This is a genomic window from Rahnella aquatilis CIP 78.65 = ATCC 33071 (assembly GCF_000241955.1).
Taxonomy (GTDB): domain Bacteria; phylum Pseudomonadota; class Gammaproteobacteria; order Enterobacterales; family Enterobacteriaceae; genus Rahnella; species Rahnella aquatilis.
In genome coordinates this window covers 4,104,407-4,122,440 of sequence record NC_016818.1, presented here as the reverse complement: position 1 = coordinate 4,122,440, position 18,034 = coordinate 4,104,407, and the positions used below count along the sequence as shown (strand labels likewise).

The 18,034-nt window shown below is 52.1% G+C and carries 14 protein-coding genes; 10 read left to right on the top strand and 4 right to left on the bottom strand.

The genetic code is table 11. The annotated features are described in order from the left end of the window. The first annotated feature begins 448 nt into the window (after positions 1–448). From dapB to kefC, 7 genes are all read left to right on the top strand, one after another. Positions 449–1,270: a 4-hydroxy-tetrahydrodipicolinate reductase gene (gene dapB / locus RAHAQ2_RS18655; protein WP_015698712.1), complete on the top strand. Its 822-nt coding sequence runs from the start codon at positions 449–451 to the stop codon at positions 1,268–1,270. A 478-nt stretch (positions 1,271–1,748) separates the two neighbouring features. Next, positions 1,749–2,900 carry a glutamine-hydrolyzing carbamoyl-phosphate synthase small subunit gene (gene carA / locus RAHAQ2_RS18650; RefSeq protein WP_015698711.1) on the top strand — a complete coding sequence of 384 codons (1,152 nt, stop codon included), beginning with the start codon at positions 1,749–1,751 and terminating at the stop codon, positions 2,898–2,900. A gap of 16 nt (positions 2,901–2,916) precedes the next feature. Further along, on the top strand, positions 2,917–6,141 hold the full coding sequence (gene carB / locus RAHAQ2_RS18645) for a carbamoyl-phosphate synthase large subunit (RefSeq protein WP_015698710.1): 3,225 nt from the start codon (positions 2,917–2,919) through the stop codon (positions 6,139–6,141). 357 nt (positions 6,142–6,498) lie between these two features. Further along, the gene (locus tag RAHAQ2_RS18640; protein ID WP_015698709.1) at positions 6,499–7,551 is read left to right on the top strand and encodes a hypothetical protein; all 1,053 of its coding nucleotides are present in this window, start codon (positions 6,499–6,501) and stop codon (positions 7,549–7,551) included. Between the two features lie 418 nt (positions 7,552–7,969). Then, entirely contained in the window at positions 7,970–10,561 is a 2,592-nt protein-coding gene (locus RAHAQ2_RS18635) for a glycosyl hydrolase family 18 protein (RefSeq protein ID WP_015698708.1), read from the top strand. Between the two features lie 118 nt (positions 10,562–10,679). Beyond that, the gene (gene kefF / locus RAHAQ2_RS18630) at positions 10,680–11,234 is read left to right on the top strand and encodes a glutathione-regulated potassium-efflux system oxidoreductase KefF (protein WP_015698707.1); all 555 of its coding nucleotides are present in this window, start codon (positions 10,680–10,682) and stop codon (positions 11,232–11,234) included. Beyond that, on the top strand, positions 11,227–13,080 hold the full coding sequence (gene kefC, locus RAHAQ2_RS18625) for a glutathione-regulated potassium-efflux system protein KefC (RefSeq protein ID WP_015698706.1): 1,854 nt from the start codon (positions 11,227–11,229) through the stop codon (positions 13,078–13,080). Before kefF ends, kefC begins: the two co-directional genes overlap by 8 nt. A 56-nt stretch (positions 13,081–13,136) precedes the next feature. Here the strand turns inward: kefC and RAHAQ2_RS18620 are convergent, their stop codons facing one another. Then, positions 13,137–13,751 (bottom strand): LysE family translocator, encoded by a 615-nt coding sequence (locus tag RAHAQ2_RS18620; protein ID WP_015698705.1) that lies wholly within the window; start codon positions 13,749–13,751, stop codon positions 13,137–13,139. Between the two features lie 104 nt (positions 13,752–13,855). Here RAHAQ2_RS18620 and RAHAQ2_RS18615 point away from each other — a divergent pair, with 104 nt between their 5' ends. From RAHAQ2_RS18615 to folA, 3 genes are all read left to right on the top strand, one after another. Next, positions 13,856–14,665, top strand: coding sequence for a threonine/serine exporter family protein (locus RAHAQ2_RS18615; protein WP_015698704.1), 810 nt, complete (start codon positions 13,856–13,858; stop codon positions 14,663–14,665). Beyond that, positions 14,662–15,126 carry a threonine/serine exporter gene (locus tag RAHAQ2_RS18610; RefSeq protein WP_015698703.1) on the top strand — a complete coding sequence of 155 codons (465 nt, stop codon included), beginning with the start codon at positions 14,662–14,664 and terminating at the stop codon, positions 15,124–15,126. The genes RAHAQ2_RS18615 and RAHAQ2_RS18610 overlap by 4 nt, the downstream gene beginning before the upstream one ends. A 268-nt stretch (positions 15,127–15,394) precedes the next feature. Next, on the top strand, positions 15,395–15,880 hold the full coding sequence (gene folA / locus RAHAQ2_RS18605) for a type 3 dihydrofolate reductase (protein ID WP_015698702.1): 486 nt from the start codon (positions 15,395–15,397) through the stop codon (positions 15,878–15,880). 80 nt (positions 15,881–15,960) lie between these two features. Here the strand turns inward: folA and apaH are convergent, their stop codons facing one another. Genes apaH through rsmA form a run of 3 tightly spaced genes read right to left on the bottom strand, consistent with a single transcriptional unit; the run spans position 15,961 to position 18,030 of the window. After that, entirely contained in the window at positions 15,961–16,815 is an 855-nt protein-coding gene (apaH, locus tag RAHAQ2_RS18600; protein WP_015698701.1) for a bis(5'-nucleosyl)-tetraphosphatase (symmetrical) ApaH, read from the bottom strand. 5 nt (positions 16,816–16,820) lie between these two features. Beyond that, positions 16,821–17,198, bottom strand: a complete 378-nt coding sequence (apaG, locus tag RAHAQ2_RS18595) for a Co2+/Mg2+ efflux protein ApaG (RefSeq protein WP_015698700.1) — start codon at positions 17,196–17,198, stop codon at positions 16,821–16,823. A gap of 4 nt (positions 17,199–17,202) precedes the next feature. Beyond that, positions 17,203–18,030, bottom strand: a complete 828-nt coding sequence (gene rsmA / locus RAHAQ2_RS18590) for a 16S rRNA (adenine(1518)-N(6)/adenine(1519)-N(6))-dimethyltransferase RsmA (protein ID WP_015698699.1) — start codon at positions 18,028–18,030, stop codon at positions 17,203–17,205. Between the last annotated feature and the right edge of the window lie 4 nt (positions 18,031–18,034).

Sequence of the window (18,034 nt, the reverse complement as noted above, 5' to 3'; positions counted from 1 at the left end):
TTTAAGATCTAAGAAATGTTGGGTTTGCTGCTTATCTGTGGCCTCCAGAGGCGTGAATAAGCGTTTTCAGAAATCATCGTCATATTCGCCTTTCTGCGTTATTACATATTGTCAGACGGTGCCCTGAGCAGGAGTGGTAAAATCAGAGTAGTGAGAGAGAGACGGGGAGAAGGGTGTTTGAAAGCTGAAACTTATGCACTACATTGCATGGTTATGCGAGCCGCCTTAAGGCGTTTTTTTGGCGATTTTTTGTCCGTTAGTTCCAGTTCTGCCCATCGTTTAACACAAAATCACAGAGTGTGTAACCTGAAATCAGATGGCTTTTACTGATATTAACGGGCCTGTATCATAATTTTCTAATTATGAGGCAATTTTGCTGGCCCCCTGATCGCGGGGTCGATAACCTGATTCTGTTTCACGGCAGAACCACAATAAGAAGAGAGTAATTATGAGTAACGCTGATATTCGCATGGCTGTTGTTGGCGCGGGTGGTCGTATGGGCCGGCAACTGATTCAGGCCATCTCTGACGCCGAGGGCGTGGTGTTGGGCGCTGCGCTGGAACGTCCGGGTTCTTCCTTAGTGGGCACCGATGCGGGCGAACTGGCTGGTGTGGGTACTGCGGGCATTAAAGTGCATGACAATCTGGATGGTGTGGCAAATGACTTCGATATCCTGATCGACTTCACCCGTCCGGAAGGCACGCTGGTCCATCTGGGATTTTGCCAGAAGCATCATAAAGGCATGATTATCGGCACTACGGGCTTTGACGATGCCGGTAAGGCTGCAATTAAGCAGGCTTCCGAGGTGATTCCGGTGGTTTTTGCGGCCAACTTCAGCGTGGGCGTGAATGTTGTCCTCAAGCTGCTGGAAAAAGCGGCCAAAGTCATGGGCGATTACACGGATATTGAAATCGTGGAAGCGCACCACCGTCATAAAGTTGATGCACCATCAGGTACAGCACTGGCGATGGGTGAAGCAATTGCTGATGCGTTAGGGCGCGATCTGAAAGATTGTGCGGTGTATGCCCGTGAAGGTCATACCGGTGAACGTGATCCAAAAAGTATTGGTTTTGCCACTATTCGCGCTGGCGATATCGTCGGTGAACATACCGCGATGTTTGCCGATATCGGGGAGCGTGTTGAGATTACCCATAAGGCTTCCAGCCGCATGACCTTCGCAAATGGCGCGGTTCGTGCAGGAAAATGGCTTTCCTCGCATAAAAGTGGTCTTTATGACATGCGGGATGTCCTGGGTTTAGATGATTTATAGTAAATGGTTTAGATGTGATGTGGTTGTTTTAGTCATAATCTTTTGATAAAAGGGCAGTTCCTTGATTGCCCTTCTCTTTTTATTTGAAAATACCGACTTGAGTTGGTTTTAATTAAATAGCGCCTTTTTTAGGTCATTTTCTCTATTTACATAGCATGTGTTGTTTGTTTTTTGAACGCATCAGCTATCCCTTCCTGTAATAATCCTTCTTTCTTCATCATTTTCCAGACATCCTCTTCCGCAAACGGTTACTATACTTACTTAGGCTATGCTTTTATGGCAGTGAGAGCCTCTTTTCACTGAGTTGTGCGAAAAACAGAGAAATATTGGCGCCTTTGGGTAGACAAACCGGGCCGCCATCATTAGAATGCGCGCAATTTGCCAAAAATTGGCTTCGGGAGCGATTTTTGCATTGATTTAGATCGGGTTATCTGAATTAATATGCAGATATTGTGATTTATTATTCTTGGAGGATGCTTTGATAAAGTCAGCGCTATTGGTTCTGGAAGACGGAACCCAATTCCACGGTCGGGCCATCGGGGCAGAAGGGTCGGCAGTGGGGGAAGTGGTCTTCAATACGTCGATGACCGGTTATCAAGAAATCCTCACTGATCCTTCCTATTCCCGCCAGATTGTCACTCTCACTTATCCCCATATCGGTAATGTCGGCACCAATGCCGCTGATGAAGAATCCTCCGCAGTACACGCTCAAGGTCTGGTCATTCGCGATTTACCTCTGATTGCCAGCAACTACCGCAGTGAAGAAAATCTTTCGGATTACCTCAAGCGCAACAACATCGTGGCCATCGCCGATATTGATACCCGCAAGCTGACCCGTCTGTTACGTGAAAAAGGCGCCCAGAACGGCTGCATTATTGCGGGCGATTCACCGGATGCTGAACTGGCGCTGCAAAAAGCCAAAGCATTCCCCGGCCTGAAAGGCATGGATCTGGCGAAAGAAGTGACAACCACGGAATCTTACAGCTGGCAACAAGGTAGCTGGACGCTGGAAGAAGAATTGCCGGCAGTAAAAAGAGCTGAAGACCTGCCATTCCACGTGGTGGCTTATGACTACGGCGCGAAACGCAATATCCTGCGCATGCTGGTCGATCGCGGTTGCCGTCTGACGGTCGTTCCGGCGCAGACCCCGGCGGCTGATGTGCTGAAGCTGAATCCGGACGGCATCTTCCTGTCCAATGGTCCGGGCGACCCGGAGCCTTGCGACTACGCTATCGCGGCTATCAAAACTTTCCTGGAAACCGACATTCCTGTCTTCGGCATCTGCCTCGGCCATCAGTTACTGGCACTCGCCAGCGGTGCGAAGACGGTGAAAATGAAACTCGGTCACCATGGCGGTAACCACCCGGTAAAAGATCTCGATAAAGGTATTGTGATGATTACCGCACAGAACCACGGCTTTGCGGTTGATGAATCTGACCTGCCTGCCAACCTGCGCGTGACACACAAATCACTGTTTGACCATACGGTGCAGGGTATCCACCGTACCGATAAAGCGGCATTCAGCTTCCAGGGCCACCCTGAAGCCAGCCCGGGCCCGCACGATGCGGCGCCGCTGTTTGACCACTTTATTGAACTGATTGAAGCTTTTCGCACAAACAACGCCAGATAACAGGAGCGAATAAAAAATGCCAAAACGTACAGACATAAAAAGCATCCTGATTCTGGGCGCCGGTCCGATTGTTATCGGCCAGGCTTGTGAATTTGACTATTCCGGCGCACAGGCGTGTAAAGCGCTGCGTGAAGAGGGTTACCGCGTCATTCTGGTGAACTCCAACCCGGCCACCATCATGACTGACCCTGAAATGGCGGACGCGACCTATATCGAGCCAATCCACTGGGAAGTGGTGCGCAAGATTATCGAAAAAGAACGTCCGGATGCCGTGCTGCCAACCATGGGCGGCCAGACTGCACTGAACTGTGCGCTGGAACTGGAACGTCAGGGCGTGCTGGAAGAGTTCGGTGTGACCATGATTGGCGCGACCGCAGATGCTATTGATAAAGCTGAAGACCGTCGCCGTTTCGATGTGGCGATGAAGAAAATTGGCCTCGACACCGCACGTTCCGGCATTGCACACACCATGGAAGAAGCGCTGGCAGTTGCCGCTGACGTTGGCTTCCCGTGCATTATCCGTCCTTCCTTTACCATGGGCGGCACCGGTGGCGGTATTGCGTACAACCGTGAAGAGTTCGAAGAGATTTGCGAACGCGGACTGGATCTTTCACCGACCAAAGAGCTGCTGATTGATGAGTCGCTGATTGGCTGGAAAGAGTACGAGATGGAAGTGGTGCGTGATAAAAACGACAACTGCATCATCGTCTGCTCTATTGAAAACTTCGATGCGATGGGTATCCACACCGGTGACTCCATCACTGTCGCCCCGGCGCAGACCCTGACCGACAAAGAATACCAAATCATGCGTAACGCCTCGATGGCGGTACTGCGTGAAATCGGCGTAGAAACCGGTGGTTCAAACGTACAGTTCTCGGTGAACCCGAAAAATGGCCGTCTGATTGTTATCGAAATGAACCCGCGCGTATCCCGTTCTTCTGCGCTGGCCTCCAAAGCGACCGGTTTCCCGATTGCCAAAGTGGCGGCTAAACTGGCGGTGGGTTACACCCTCGATGAGCTGATGAACGACATCACCGGCGGCAAAACCCCGGCGTCGTTCGAACCGTCCATCGACTACGTTGTGACTAAAATCCCTCGCTTCAACTTCGAGAAATTTGCCGGTGCCAATGACCGTCTGACTACACAGATGAAATCTGTCGGTGAAGTGATGGCGATTGGCCGTACACAGCAGGAATCTCTGCAAAAAGCCTTACGCGGTCTGGAAGTTGGCGCAAGCGGTTTCGACCCGAAAGTGAGCCTGGACGACCCGGAAGCGCTGACCAAAATCCGTCGTGAACTGAAAGAAGCCGGTGCCGAGCGTATCTGGTATATCGCTGATGCCTTCCGTGCCGGGATGTCCGTTGATGGTATCTTCAATCTGACCAACGTGGACCGCTGGTTCCTGGTGCAGATTGAAGAACTGGTGAAACTGGAAAATGAAGTGGCCGAAGGTGGCTTCAACATTCTGACCCATGACTATCTGCGCATGCTCAAACGCAAAGGCTTTGCGGATCTGCGTCTGGCTAAACTGGTCGGCGTTTCAGAAAGCGAAGTGCGCAAACTGCGCCACAAATACAATCTGCATCCGGTCTACAAACGTGTGGATACCTGTGCGGCGGAATTCTCAACCGATACCGCCTACATGTATTCGACATATGAAGAAGAGTGCGAATCCAACCCGACCAACGACAAGCCAAAAATCATGGTGCTGGGCGGCGGTCCAAACCGTATCGGTCAGGGTATCGAGTTCGATTATTGCTGCGTACACGCCTCACTGGCGCTGCGTGAAGACGGTTACGAAACCATCATGGTTAACTGTAACCCGGAAACTGTCTCTACCGACTACGACACTTCCGACCGTCTGTACTTTGAATCCGTGACGCTGGAAGACGTGCTGGAAATCGTGCGCATCGAACAGCCGAAAGGCGTGATTGTTCAGTACGGCGGCCAGACTCCGCTGAAACTGGCGCGTGAACTGGAAGCCGCTGGCGTGCCGATTATCGGCACCAGCCCGGATGCGATTGACCGCGCCGAAGATCGTGAACGTTTCCAGCAGGCGGTTAACCGTCTGGGCCTGAAACAACCGGCAAACGCCACGGTCGCGACGATCGAACAGGCTGTCGAAAAAGCCGCGGGTATCGGTTATCCGCTGGTGGTGCGTCCTTCTTATGTGCTGGGCGGCCGTGCGATGGAAATCGTTTACGACGAAATCGACCTGCGTCGTTACTTCCAGAATGCCGTCAGTGTGTCGAACGACGCACCGGTGCTGCTGGACCGCTTCCTTGACGACGCTGTAGAAGTTGACGTTGATGCTATCTGCGACGGCGAGCGCGTACTGATTGGCGGCATCATGGAGCACATTGAACAGGCTGGCGTTCACTCCGGTGACTCCGCATGTTCATTGCCGTGCTACACGCTGAGTCAGGAAATTCAGGATGTGATGCGTCAGCAGGTTGAGAAACTGGCCTTCGAGCTGAGCGTTCGCGGTCTGATGAACGTCCAGTTCGCCGTGAAGAACAACGAAGTCTACCTGATTGAAGTCAACCCGCGTGCTGCGCGTACCGTACCGTTCGTCTCCAAGGCGACCGGCGTGGCGCTGGCGAAAGTGGCGGCGCGTGTGATGGCGGGTCAGACGCTGGCACAGCAGGGCATCACCGAAGAAGTGATCCCGCCTTACTATTCCGTGAAAGAAGTGGTGTTGCCGTTCAATAAATTCCCTGGCGTTGACCCGATTCTGGGGCCGGAAATGCGTTCTACCGGTGAAGTGATGGGCGTTGGGCGTACCTTTGCCGAAGCCTTTGCCAAAGCGCAACTGGGCAGCAATTCCGGTATGAAGAAAGCCGGTCGCGCACTGTTGTCGGTTCGTGAAGGCGACAAAGGTCGCGTGGTGGATTTAGCCGCGAAACTGCTTAAACGCGGTTTCGAGCTGGATGCGACTCACGGCACAGCGGTGGTACTGGGCGAAGCCGGGATTAACCCGCGTCTGGTCAACAAGGTGCATGAAGGCCGTCCGCATATTCAGGATCGTATCAAGAACGGCGAATATGTGTATATCGTGAACACCACGGCGGGCCGTCAGGCGATTGAAGACTCCAAGCTTATCCGTCGCAGCGCACTGCAATACAAAGTGCATTACGACACCACGCTGAACGGTGGTTTCGCGACAGCGATGGCATTGTCTTCTGACCCGACTGAACAGGTGATTTCAGTGCAGGAGATGCACGCAAAGATTAAGCTCTAATAATCTGCTCGTTTTTCCGTACAGCCGCAGGTTTGCCTGCGGCTTTTTTTTGTCATAAAACCCATCTTTGCTTATTCAGATAAGGTATTGCTATTTAATAGCGACAGTTCCAAAAATGACATTTTATTCTCATTGCAGCAATGTATTAAGAGTAAAAAGATTAAGAATATAAAACCTCTTATTTTTATAAAAGACGACATGTTATATGAATTGATGTTTATTAATGATTTTATATTCCATATCTCTCCCACTTATGTGTTATCACTGATCATGATGTAGTTTTCATTATCTTCCCCCTGATGGTCGTGCAGGCGTTATCCCTGCTAAAGTTTATTCAATCAACAGATGAGGTGTATTATGTCAGATCAGGATATTTATCTTATCAAGCAAAGTTCCGGAGTCAATAATTGCCCGGACGGTAAGTTATGCTTATTTACTAACGTGGAATATAACAAAGCGATAGGCGATATTTTGGTGATTTCTCCCGATATTCAGGTGGATCATGCACAACTGGAAAGCTATGGATTTATTCTGGGCGCGGGTGGTGGTGTATCCAGTGTAGTGAATAAAATGGATCAGGGCGCAACACTGGTCTCGGGGATTTATCTTGACGGGCAGACTCTGGAAGTCGCTGCGGGGCAGCAAATTTCTTCGTTGTATGATTATCCGTTAGGAAGCAGTAACTGGAATGATGCGGTACGTTCGGTAGCCAGTCTTCCGGTAACCGAAGTCGATTTATTAATGCTGGCCGAAAATGATTTTAGTGTCGGGATTGATGAAAAATATTTGTTCAAACTTAAAATAGAAAATAACAGTGCGACTTCGGTTGAAAATGCCACGATTGAAGTGACGATTAATGATCCTGATATTATTTCTGTTTCGATGATTCCTGCCTTTACTATCCCGGCTAATGCTTCTGTCATTCTTCGTGTTCCGGTAACAGGGAAAACGGAGGGATCAACAGAATTGATTTGCAGACTTCATGCGCCGTTAGGTGTGATTAATAATGGCGATAACGTCGTGACTACCTCCGTTCACGTGACAAAGCCAAAACCATTACAAGTTACTCAGGAATTAATGTCTCACTGGCAAGTGGTTTGGGATCAACCTGAATATATTTACAGTTATCATCTGGTGCTTTCATCCAGGGATGAGCAAGTGAGTTCCTGGGAACTCTCGTTTATCCTTCCTGAAGGATCAGAGGTTAGTCCTGAATGGCTGAAAACGAATCTTAACTGGATTATTTTAAATGTTGAAAAGTCTGTAGAGGGTCATGTGTATCTGGAAAGCCGGGCCGGGCATATCATAGGGCCCAATCAGGATGTTGCGCTGGATATTCAAATTATTTACCCAGGTGAGTCAGCAGAATACAATACAATTCATAACTTGAGGCTTGAACAACTAAGCTAAAAAACCGACGCCTCTTCAGTATGAAATGGCATCAGGCAGGTGATTTCAGTGCAGGAAATGCACGCGAAAATCGGCAAGTGATTATGTACTAAATTGCTGCGGTCGCTGAAACGTCCGTTCCCTCAGGGAGCGGACGTTTTTTTACGCCTGCACAAAAGTGAAATGTTAATTATATATATTAAATATGTTTATCAAACTAATTATACATAGTGCGCATGATTCCTTTCGGATGAAAGTGATTTTTACATAACTCATTATTTTAGATCATTATTTTTAGTTAATGTGATGGGTGTCATGTGCATTGTGTGTTTAATTATTGTTATGTATTTGTGTCTGATTTTATACTAGAAGCCTTGGTTAGTTCACATTAAGAATTAACCATCTTGCTGCGTTTCCAGTCAAAAATGAGGAATTTCACATGTACAAAACACCTGTCACGCTTTTGGCTTTACTCATCGGTGCGGCTCTTGCGCCGGTGTCACAGGCGGCACTTCCCGGAAAGCCCACGCTTGGCGCGGATGAGACCACGTTTTCAATCATTGATATCAATCAGTCTGCCTCAGCCTATAACCAACTGGTTACGGTGAAGAATGCGGCGGATGTGACGGTCACCTGGAATTTATGGACCGGCGACGCGGGCCAGACGGCTAAAGTTTTACTCAATGGCGCGCAGGTCTGGAGCGGCCCCTCCGGCGCGACGGGCAGCGCCACGTTTGCGGTTAATAAAGGCGGGCGTTATCAACTGCAGGTCGCCTTATGTAACAGTGAAGGCTGTACCACCAGCGATGCCAAACAAATTGTGGTGGCGGATACCGACGGCAGCCATTTGTTGCCTTTGACCAGCACGCTGAAAGAAAACAACCAACCGTATAACAACAAATCCGGCAAAGTCGTGGGTGCCTATTTTGTTGAGTGGGGTGTTTACGGGCGCGGATTCCCGGTCGATAAAATCCCTGCTCAGAATCTGACGCACATCCTGTACGGCTTTACGCCGATTTGCGGCGGAGACGGGATTAACGACAGTCTGAAAAGTATTGAGGGGAGCTTTCAGGCCTTGCAACGCGCCTGCGCGGGTCGTCAGGATTTTAAAGTCGCGATCCACGACCCGTGGGCAGCGGTACAAATGCCTCAGCAGGGTGTCAGTGAATATTCTGCGCCTTATAAAGGCAATTTCGGTCAGCTGATGGCGCTGAAAAAAGCCTATCCCAACCTGAAAATTGTTCCTTCCATCGGTGGCTGGACGCTGTCTGATCCGTTCTATTTCATGAAAGACAAAGCGAAGCGGGATGTGTTTGTGGCCTCGGTGAAGGAGTTTCTGCAAACCTGGAAATTCTTCGACGGGGTGGATATTGACTGGGAATTCCCGGGCGGTGGTGGCGAGAACCCGGCACTGGGCAGCACGGCGGATGGCGAAACTTATGTGCAGCTGATGAAAGAGCTGCGGACGATGCTCAATGAGTTATCTGCCCAAACCGGGAAAACCTACGAACTGAGTTCGGCGATCAGTGCCGGCCGGGACAAGATTGATAACGTGGATTACCGCGCGGCTCAGCAGTATATGGATCATATTTTCCTGATGAGCTATGACTTTTATGGCGCTTTCTCACTGACCACGCTGGGGCATCAAACCGCGTTGTACGGATCCGCGTCGAAACCCGATACCGATTACACCACCGATCACGGCGTTCAGGCTTTGTTAACTCAGGGCGTGACACCGGGCAAAATTGTGGTGGGCGCGGCCATGTACGGGCGCGGCTGGACGGGCGTTAAGAATATGCAAAATAATGACCCGTTCACCGGCACGGCCACCGGTCCGACCGCCGGAACCTGGGAGAATGGCATTCTCGATTACCGTCAGGTAGCGAAGCTTAAAGCCAGCAGTGACTGGCAATACAACTACGACGCAGCGGCTGAAGCACCGTATTTATGGAAACCTTCTACCGGCGATCTGATCACTTATGACGACACCCGTTCCGTGATTGCCAAAGGTAAGTATGTGCTTGCTAATCAGCTCGGTGGCCTGTTCGCATGGGAAATCGATGCGGATAACGGCGATATTCTGAATGCGATGCATGAAGGTTTAGGGGATGGCAGCGGAGGGGGCACAACGAATCTTGCTCCACTGGCGAACGCCGGGACAAATCAGAATGTGACCGGCCCGGTTAGCGTGACGCTTGATGGCGCGGCTTCCCGTGATCCGGAAAATGGCGCGCTGACCTATCTGTGGAGCAAAGTTTCCGGCCCGGCCGTGACGCTGACCAATGCCGATAAAGCCAAAGCGCAGTTTAGTGTGCTCAGCACCACGCAGGATCAGGTCTGGGTATTCCAGCTCAAAGTAACCGACCCGCAGGGGCTGAGTGCAACCGCGCAGGTTCAGGTGACCAACTCCGCAGTGCAGGCGAATCAGCCGCCGGTAGTGACGTTGCCAGCGACCATGACTGTAACGGCTGGCAATACCTTCGCGCTGGTGGCGCAGGCGACGGATGCCAACAGTGATCCGCTAACCTATCAGTGGACGCTGCCCGCCGGTCTGAGCGCCAGCTCGCTCACTGCCAGCTCCATCAACATCACGGCGCCAGCGGTCACCAGCAGCACGGTATATCCGGTCAGTGTGGTGGTCAGCGATGGAAAATCATCCAGCTCTGCCAGCTTACAGCTGACGGTTATCCCGGAAAGTTCCGGCGGATGTGGCGTGACAACGGACCCGACTGCTGCAACCGTGCCTGCCTGGGTCAGCAGCAAAATCTATAATACCGGCGATGCGGTCAGTTACAGTCAGCTAATCTGGAAGGCGAAATACTGGACGCAAAACAATCCGCCTTCGCGCAGCAGCGATCAGTGGCAACTGGTCAGCAATGTCACGCTTCCTTACGACAATGCGGCGACCTACCTGCAGGGCGAAATGGCCACCTATGGCGGCCATAACTGGAAAGCGAAAGTCTGGACACAAGGCGTTACGCCGGTTGCCGGTGACAACTGGCTGGATCTCGGAGCAATCAGTTGTCCGTAAATCCTGCGCGATAAATCAACAGGGCCAGATGGCCCTGTTTTTCATCGTATTTACGGCAGTTATTAAATGTTAAAAATACTTTATGATGAATCCATATTCTGTCGATATGAGTTCACTGATGATTTTAATAATTTACGCCCATCCTTATCCGCGTCATTCAAGAGCCAATCAGGGGCTGCTGTCGGCAGTCAGTGATTTGCCCGACGTCGAAGTGCGTTCGCTCTACGACCTCTATCCCGATTTCAATATCGATATTGCCGCTGAACAGAAAGCGGTTGAACGCGCGGATCTGGTGGTCTTTCAGCATCCGATCCAGTGGTACAGCCTGCCGCCATTAATGAAGCTATGGATCGATAAAGTGCTCGAGCACGGCTGGGCGTACGGCCATGAAGGCAACGCGCTCAACGGTAAACATTGTCTGTGGGCGGTGACCACGGGCGGTAACGAGCATCATTTTGAGCTGGGCGATCACCCTGATTTTGACGTGCTGGCGCAGCCGTTACAGGCGACAGCCATTTATTGCGGTATGCACTGGCTGCCGTATTTCGCTGTGCACAATACCTTTATTTGCGATGAAGTGGCGCTGAAAGCGGCGGGCGAAGAATATCGTCGCCGTTTAACCGCCTGTCTGGGCCTGAAAGAAGGCTGCCCGCCGGAGGTGACTCTTGGATAACCATAATCTGATGATCGAAGGCCTGATTTATCTCGGCTCGGCGGCGCTGTTTGTGCCGATTGCCGTGCGTCTGGGACTGGGTTCTGTACTCGGTTACCTGATTGCGGGCTGCATTATCGGACCGTGGGGACTGAAACTGGTGTCAGATGCGGAGTCGATCCTGACCTTTGCCGAAATCGGTGTGGTACTGATGCTGTTTGTCATCGGGCTGGAGCTCGACCCAAAACGGCTGTGGACGATGCGTGCGTCAGTTTTCGGTGGCGGCAGCATCCAGATGGCGGGCTGCGGCGTGGTGCTCAGCGCATTCTGTTATTTCCTCGGACTGGACTGGAAAATCGCGCTGCTGATCGGCCTGACGCTGGCGCTTTCCTCGACGGCGATTGCCATGCAGGCGATGAGTGAGCGCAGCCTGACGGCTTCACCTATCGGCCGCAGTGCCTTTGCGGTGTTGCTGTTCCAGGATATCGCCGCGATCCCGCTGGTGGCGATGATCCCCTTACTGGCGAGTACCGGTGAAGCCACAACGCTAATGAGCTTTGGCCTGTCGGCGGCAAAAGTGGCCGGTGCGCTGGTACTTGTGGTGTTGCTCGGACGCTACGTGACGCGGCCCTTGCTGCACTTTGTGGCACGCTCCGGCATGCGTGAAGTATTCAGTGCCGTTGCGCTGTTTCTGGTCTTCGGCTTCGGTATTCTGCTGGAAATGGCAGGGATGTCGATGGCGATGGGCGCGTTTCTGGCGGGTGTATTGCTGGCAAGTTCTGAATACCGTCATGCACTGGAAAGCGATATTCAACCGTTCAAAGGTCTGCTTCTCGGGCTGTTCTTTATTGGTGTCGGCATGTCCATCGACTTCGGCACGCTGGTCCATCAGCCGTTGCTGATCGCCACATTACTGATCGGTTTTATGGCGCTGAAAGCGGCCTTGCTGTGGCTGGTCGCGCCGTGGCTGGGTGTGCCGAAAAAACAGCGCGGCCAGTTTGCCATCTTAATCGGGCAGGGCAGTGAATTTGCTTTCGTGATTTTTGGTGCGGCAAAAATGGCCGGTATTCTGCCGGAAGATTGGTCGAAAGCCCTGACGCTGGCCGTCGCGCTTTCCATGGCGGTAACGCCGTTACTGCTGGTGTTGTCGGCCCGTCTTGAGCGTAATGCACCGAAAGATGACCGTCCGCATGACACCATTGATGATGAAAACGCACAGGTGATTATCGCCGGTTTCGGGCGTTTTGGTCAGATTGCCGGTCGTTTGTTGCTGGCGAACAATGTGCACACGGTGGTACTGGATCACGACCCGGATCATATCGAAACGCTGCGTAAATTTGGCACCAAAGTCTTTTACGGCGATGCCACCCGGGTGGACTTGCTGGAGTCGGCGGGTGCCGCGCAGGCCAAAGTGCTGATTAACGCCATCGACGATGTGGAAGCCAATCTTCAGCTGACGGCGCTGGCGAAAGAACATTTCCCGAACCTGAAAATCATTGCCCGTGCCCGCGATGTCGATCACTGGTATCAGTTGCGCCAGTTGGGTGTCGAAGCGCCGGAACGTGAACTGTTTGAAGGCTCCCTGCGCGTTGGCCGCGATGTGCTGGAAGCACTGGGGCTGGATGCCTATGAAGCCCGCGAAAAAGCCGATCTGTTCCGCCGCTATAACCTGAAAATGCTGGAAGCGACGATCGAGAATTACGAAGATACTGAGTTCCGTATCGCCAGCATGCAGCGTGCGAAAGATATGCTGACAGCCGCCATCGAGCAGGATCAGGAACGTCTGGCTTCCGGTCAGCAGCAGGGCTGGCGTGGCAGTATCGACGGAAAAGCGCCGGAAAAAGAGGTGATTGAAGCGAAAGGATAAAGACGCGTAAAAACAGAAAACCGGTGCCTGATGCACCGGTTTTTTTCTTCCGGATATCAGCTCAGGGCGACTTTGATGCCCAGCCCAATCAATACTCCGCCCAGCAGTTTATCAATCAGTTTCTGCGCTTTCGCCAGACCGCGGCGCACCGGCGGGCTCTGAATAAGCAATGCCAGCGACGGCCACCAGAGGGTGGACAAACCAACGATAATCGAGGCGTACCACAGCTTTTCACCGAAGGTGGAGTTAATCTGCAAGACCTGCGTAAACATCGCCAGGAAGAACAGGGTCGCCTTAGGATTAAGCAGATTACACAGATAACCCTGCACGAACGCCGTGCGTAGTTTCACCTGCTGCGGCTCAAGCCCGTCGAGGTTCATCTTGCTGTTGCTGCGCGAAAATAACGCCTGAATCCCCACCCAGATCAGATACACAGCACCGACGTATTTCAGCAAATTGAATAACCACGGCGTGGTGGTGATCACCACTGCCAGACCGGCCACACAGTAAGACATGTGCGTAATCACGCCACAAATCACACCCAGTGATGTCATGAGGGCTGCGATACGCGGATAGCGGGCCGCATTTTTGATGACCAGAAAGAAATCAGGACCAGGAGAAAGCATGCCGAGGAAGGCAATGCTGGCAACAAAAAGGGTGGTTTCAAGCATGAAAATAACCGTCGTCAATGTTCGGAACAAAAGAAGGCGGCATGATACGCCAATCCTCAGTAAGTTAAATCACTCTTATTGCTTTTTTACGGGCGGTGAATGGTATGCAGGATCCGGTCATAGAATACCCGGTGCGTGAAAGCCCCGAGGCGCATCATCAGCGTGAAATTACCCGGCTGTGCATCGAATGCGCCCTGATGCTGTTACAGCACGGTGCCGAAAGTATGCTGGTCGAACAGTTGTCTGCGAGGCTTGGCGTCGCGCTGGGAATGGACAGGGTGGAAAGCTCGATCTCCGCCAATGCCATTGTACTCAGCACGCTAAGCGGTGGTTATTGTCTGACCTCGACGCGTAAAAATGTCGACCGCGGGATCAACATGCAGGTTGTGACACAAGTCCAGCATACGGTGATCCTGGCAGAGCATAAACTGCTCGACAGCGCGCTGGTGGCCAAACGCTTGCAAAAAATCGAACCGTTGCGCTATCCGCGCTGGCTGATGGTATTGATGGTGGCGCTCTCCTGCGGATGTTTCAGCAGACTTAATGGTGGCGGCTGGGATGCGTTCACTGTCACTTTTTTGGCCAGCGGTGTGGCCATGGCCGTACGCCAGAGCCTCACTGCGCGGCACATGAATCCTTTGATCAACTTTTGCTGCACGGCCTTCGTAGCGACTTCCATTTCAGGGCTTTTGTTGCGTCTGGGCATTTTTCAGCACTCATCAAGCGTCGCGATGGCTGCCAGTGTGTTATTGCTGGTGCCGGGATTTCCGCTGATTAATGCCGTGGCGGACATGTTCAAAGGGCATGTGAATACCGGCCTGGCGCGCTGGGCGATGGCCAGTCTGCTGACGCTGGCGACCTGCATTGGCGTGGTTATGGCAATGGCATTGTGGGATTTGCGGGGGTGGTCATGAGTCTTTTATGGGCACTGATACAGGATATGCTGTTTGCCGCCGTGCCTGCACTGGGCTTTGCGATGGTATTTAATGTGCCGCCACGGGCATTGCGTTATTGTGCGCTGCTCGGTGCGCTCGGCCACGGCACGCGGATGTTGCTTATTCATGGCGGGATGAACATCGAGTGGGCCTCTTTGCTGGCAGCTATACTGATTGGCATTATGGGGATTCGCTGGTCACGCTGGTTGCTGGCGCATCCAAAAGTTTTCACTGTCGCCGCTGTTATCCCGATGTTCCCCGGTATTTCTGCCTACACGGCGATGATCTCTGTCGTCGAGATTTCGCATCTGGGCTACAGCGAAGCCCTGGTGTCGACGGCACTCACTAATTTTCTGAAAGCCAGTTTTATCGTCGGGGCATTATCTATCGGATTATCATTACCAGGATTGTGGCTGTACCGTAAACGCCCCGGTGTGTAAGCGTTGTTGTACAACGCGGAGTGATAATGCAAAAAGCAAAGGAGCGGTTCAGCATTTTCGACTGGACTACGGCGAAATTCTCCTGCTTTTGAACGTCCTTTACGCCAGGAACTGGTACTTTTGTCGGCGAATATCCCGGCAGGGTAAGAGCTCTCTTATATCTTTGTAAAGCGTCAGTCTCCCTATCGACGGCTGATGGGGCTTTCCGTATAGTGGCAGCTCTTTTTTGGGGTCACGCACAAATCCTTTTTCTACACAGGGCTTCACAATGATTATTAGCCTGATCGCCGCACTGGCGACCGATCGCGTTATCGGCATGGAAAACGCTATGCCTTGGCATTTACCTGGTGATCTGGCCTGGTTTAAGCGTAATACGCTCAGCAAACCCGTCATCATGGGGCGCAAGACGTTTGAGTCAATCGGACGCCCGTTGCCAGGCCGGCTGAATATTGTTATCAGCTCTAAACCGGGCGAGCATGAAGGCGTGACCTGGGTAACGTCTGTTGACGCTGCGCTGGCTGCTGCCGGTGATGTGGAGGAAGTGATGGTGATGGGCGGCGGCCGTGTGTATGAGCAGTTGCTGCCGAAGGCCGACCGTTTATATCTGACGCACATTGATGCCGAAGTCGAAGGGGATACGCATTTCCCTGATTACGAGCCGGATGACTGGGAAAGCACATTCAGCGAATTCCACGATGCGGATGAGCAGAACTCACACGGTTATTGCTTCGAGATCCTTGATCGTCGCGCCTGATCCCACGGCTGCGTGAGCCGTGTGACAGCAAAAGGCACCCTTTCAGGTGCCTTTTTGCTGTCTGAATGTCATCTATTTGATCAAACGGCTTTCGGGATCTCAGACTGCTGTTTTTCGCTCTGGCGGTTTGAAGGCTGGGTGAAATAGGTTTTGTCTTCCCAGCGCAGCATGGTCAGATCACCGCCCCAGCAGCAGCCGGTATCCAGCGCATAAATACCTTCCGGTGTGCCTTTTCCTTCCAGTGACGCCCAGTGACCGAACGCAATACTGTAGCCTGCTTCCTGTAAGGGCCCCGGAATATCAAACCAGGGTTTCAGCGGCTTCGGCGCGTTTTCCGGAATATCTTTGCAGATCATATCCAGTTGTCCGTTCGGGAAGCAGTAACGCATACGGGTGAAAGCATTGGTGCTGAAACGCAAACGCGCCAGACCGGTCAGTTCAGGGTGCCAGTTGTTCGGCATATCGCCATACATCGCATCAAGAAACAACGGATAGGTATCGCTGCTCAGTACAGATTCCACTTCACGGGCGCACATTTTGGCGGTGTCGAGATCCCATTGCGGCGTGATCCCGGCGTGGGCCATGACCAGTTTCAGATCTTCATCAACCTGCAGTACCGGCTGGCGGCGCAACCAGTTGATCAGCTCGTCAGCATCTTCAGCTTCAAGCAGGGGTGTGATGCGGTCTTTCGGTTTGTTGAAACTGATCCCGGCGTAAACTGCCAGCAGATGCAGATCGTGGTTACCGAGCACCATCCGGACACAGTCACCTAAACCGCTGACAAAACGCAGCACGTCAAGTGAGGACGGACCGCGGGCGACTAAATCCCCCGTCAGCCAGAGGACATCATTTTGCGGATTAAAATCCACCTGCGCCAATAGCGCCTTGAGTTCATCGATGCAGCCGTGAACATCACCAATAAGATATGTCGACATGAGGATTAATTTATCAGCGTAGGGATGGCGAGGCGGAAGACCGGAACAGGCACACGGAAGGTTTCACCGTCTTGTGCGACCATTTCATAATGGCCTTCCATCGTGCCCAGCGGCGTTTCTAAAATGGCGCCGCTGGTATAGTGAAATTCATTGCCAGGCAGGATCAGCGGTTGTTCACCGATGACCCCTTCGCCCTGGACTTCGGTCTGGCGGCCGTTACTGTTGGTGATCAACCAGTAACGGCGAAGCAGTTGCACACTAAAACGCCCCAGATTGCGGATGGTAATGGTGTAAGCGAAGACGAAACGTTCTTCTTCCGGTATCGACTGTGACTCAACGTAGATACTTTGCACCTGAACACAAACGCGGGGCGAATTAAGCATAACGCTACTCCTGAAGTTCCGGGGTTTTAGGTCGTGTGGACAACCAGTTAGCCAGTTTACAAAATTGCTCTACAGAAATATTTTCAGCACGCATGCTGAGATCTAAGCCCAGTTCGGTCATTTGTTCAGGAGTGAACAGGTGGCCGAGGCTGTTGCGCACTGTTTTGCGACGCTGGTTGAAAGCATCGGTGGTCAGACGGCTCAGAATGCGAATATCCGGTACCGGATACGGGATCACTTCATGCGGCACTAAACGAACCACAGCGGATTCCACTTTAGGTGCTGGTGTGAAGGATTCCGGCGGGACTTCCAGAACCGGGATCACGTTGCAATAATACTGCGCCATCACCGTTAAACGACCATACGCCTTGCTGTTCGGCCCTGCAACCAGACGGTTTACCACTTCCTTCTGCAACATAAAGTGCATGTCTTTGATGGCGTTGGTATAGGTGAAGAGGTGGAACATCAGCGGCGTGGAAATGTTGTACGGCAGGTTACCAAAGACGCGCAGTGGCTGACCGAGTTCTTCAGACAGTTCGGCGAAATTGATTTTCATCGCATCAGACTGGATGACCCGCAGCTTGCCCTGAAACTTCGGATTAGTTTCCAGACGTGCAGCCAGATCGCGGTCGAGTTCGATAACCGTCATGCTGTCCAGACGTGAAGCAACAGGCTCAGTTAATGCCGCCAGACCCGGGCCGATTTCAACGACAGCCTCGCCCGGCATAGGATGAATGGCCGACACGATGCTATCGATAACAAATTGATCGGTTAAGAAGTTTTGCCCAAAACGTTTACGGGCAAAGTGACCTTGGTGGACTCTACTATTCATTGTT

Excerpts from the sequence above, each read along its gene's own strand:
- dapB (WP_015698712.1), top strand. The coding sequence starts at position 449 with ATGAGTAACGCTGATATTCGCATGGCTGTTGTTGGCGCGGGTGGTCGT.
- RAHAQ2_RS18635 (WP_015698708.1), top strand. The coding sequence starts at position 7,970 with ATGTACAAAACACCTGTCACGCTTTTGGCTTTACTCATCGGTGCGGCT.
- rsmA (WP_015698699.1), bottom strand. The coding sequence starts at position 18,030 with ATGAATAGTAGAGTCCACCAAGGTCACTTTGCCCGTAAACGTTTTGGG.
- RAHAQ2_RS18615 (WP_015698704.1), top strand. The coding sequence starts at position 13,856 with ATGCAGGATCCGGTCATAGAATACCCGGTGCGTGAAAGCCCCGAGGCG.
- folA (WP_015698702.1), top strand. The coding sequence starts at position 15,395 with ATGATTATTAGCCTGATCGCCGCACTGGCGACCGATCGCGTTATCGGC.
- apaG (WP_015698700.1), bottom strand. The coding sequence starts at position 17,198 with ATGCTTAATTCGCCCCGCGTTTGTGTTCAGGTGCAAAGTATCTACGTT.
- apaH (WP_015698701.1), bottom strand. The coding sequence starts at position 16,815 with ATGTCGACATATCTTATTGGTGATGTTCACGGCTGCATCGATGAACTC.
- carB (WP_015698710.1), top strand. The coding sequence starts at position 2,917 with ATGCCAAAACGTACAGACATAAAAAGCATCCTGATTCTGGGCGCCGGT.
- kefF (WP_015698707.1), top strand. The coding sequence starts at position 10,680 with ATGATTTTAATAATTTACGCCCATCCTTATCCGCGTCATTCAAGAGCC.
- RAHAQ2_RS18640 (WP_015698709.1), top strand. The coding sequence starts at position 6,499 with ATGTCAGATCAGGATATTTATCTTATCAAGCAAAGTTCCGGAGTCAAT.
- RAHAQ2_RS18620 (WP_015698705.1), bottom strand. The coding sequence starts at position 13,751 with ATGCTTGAAACCACCCTTTTTGTTGCCAGCATTGCCTTCCTCGGCATG.
- RAHAQ2_RS18610 (WP_015698703.1), top strand. The coding sequence starts at position 14,662 with ATGAGTCTTTTATGGGCACTGATACAGGATATGCTGTTTGCCGCCGTG.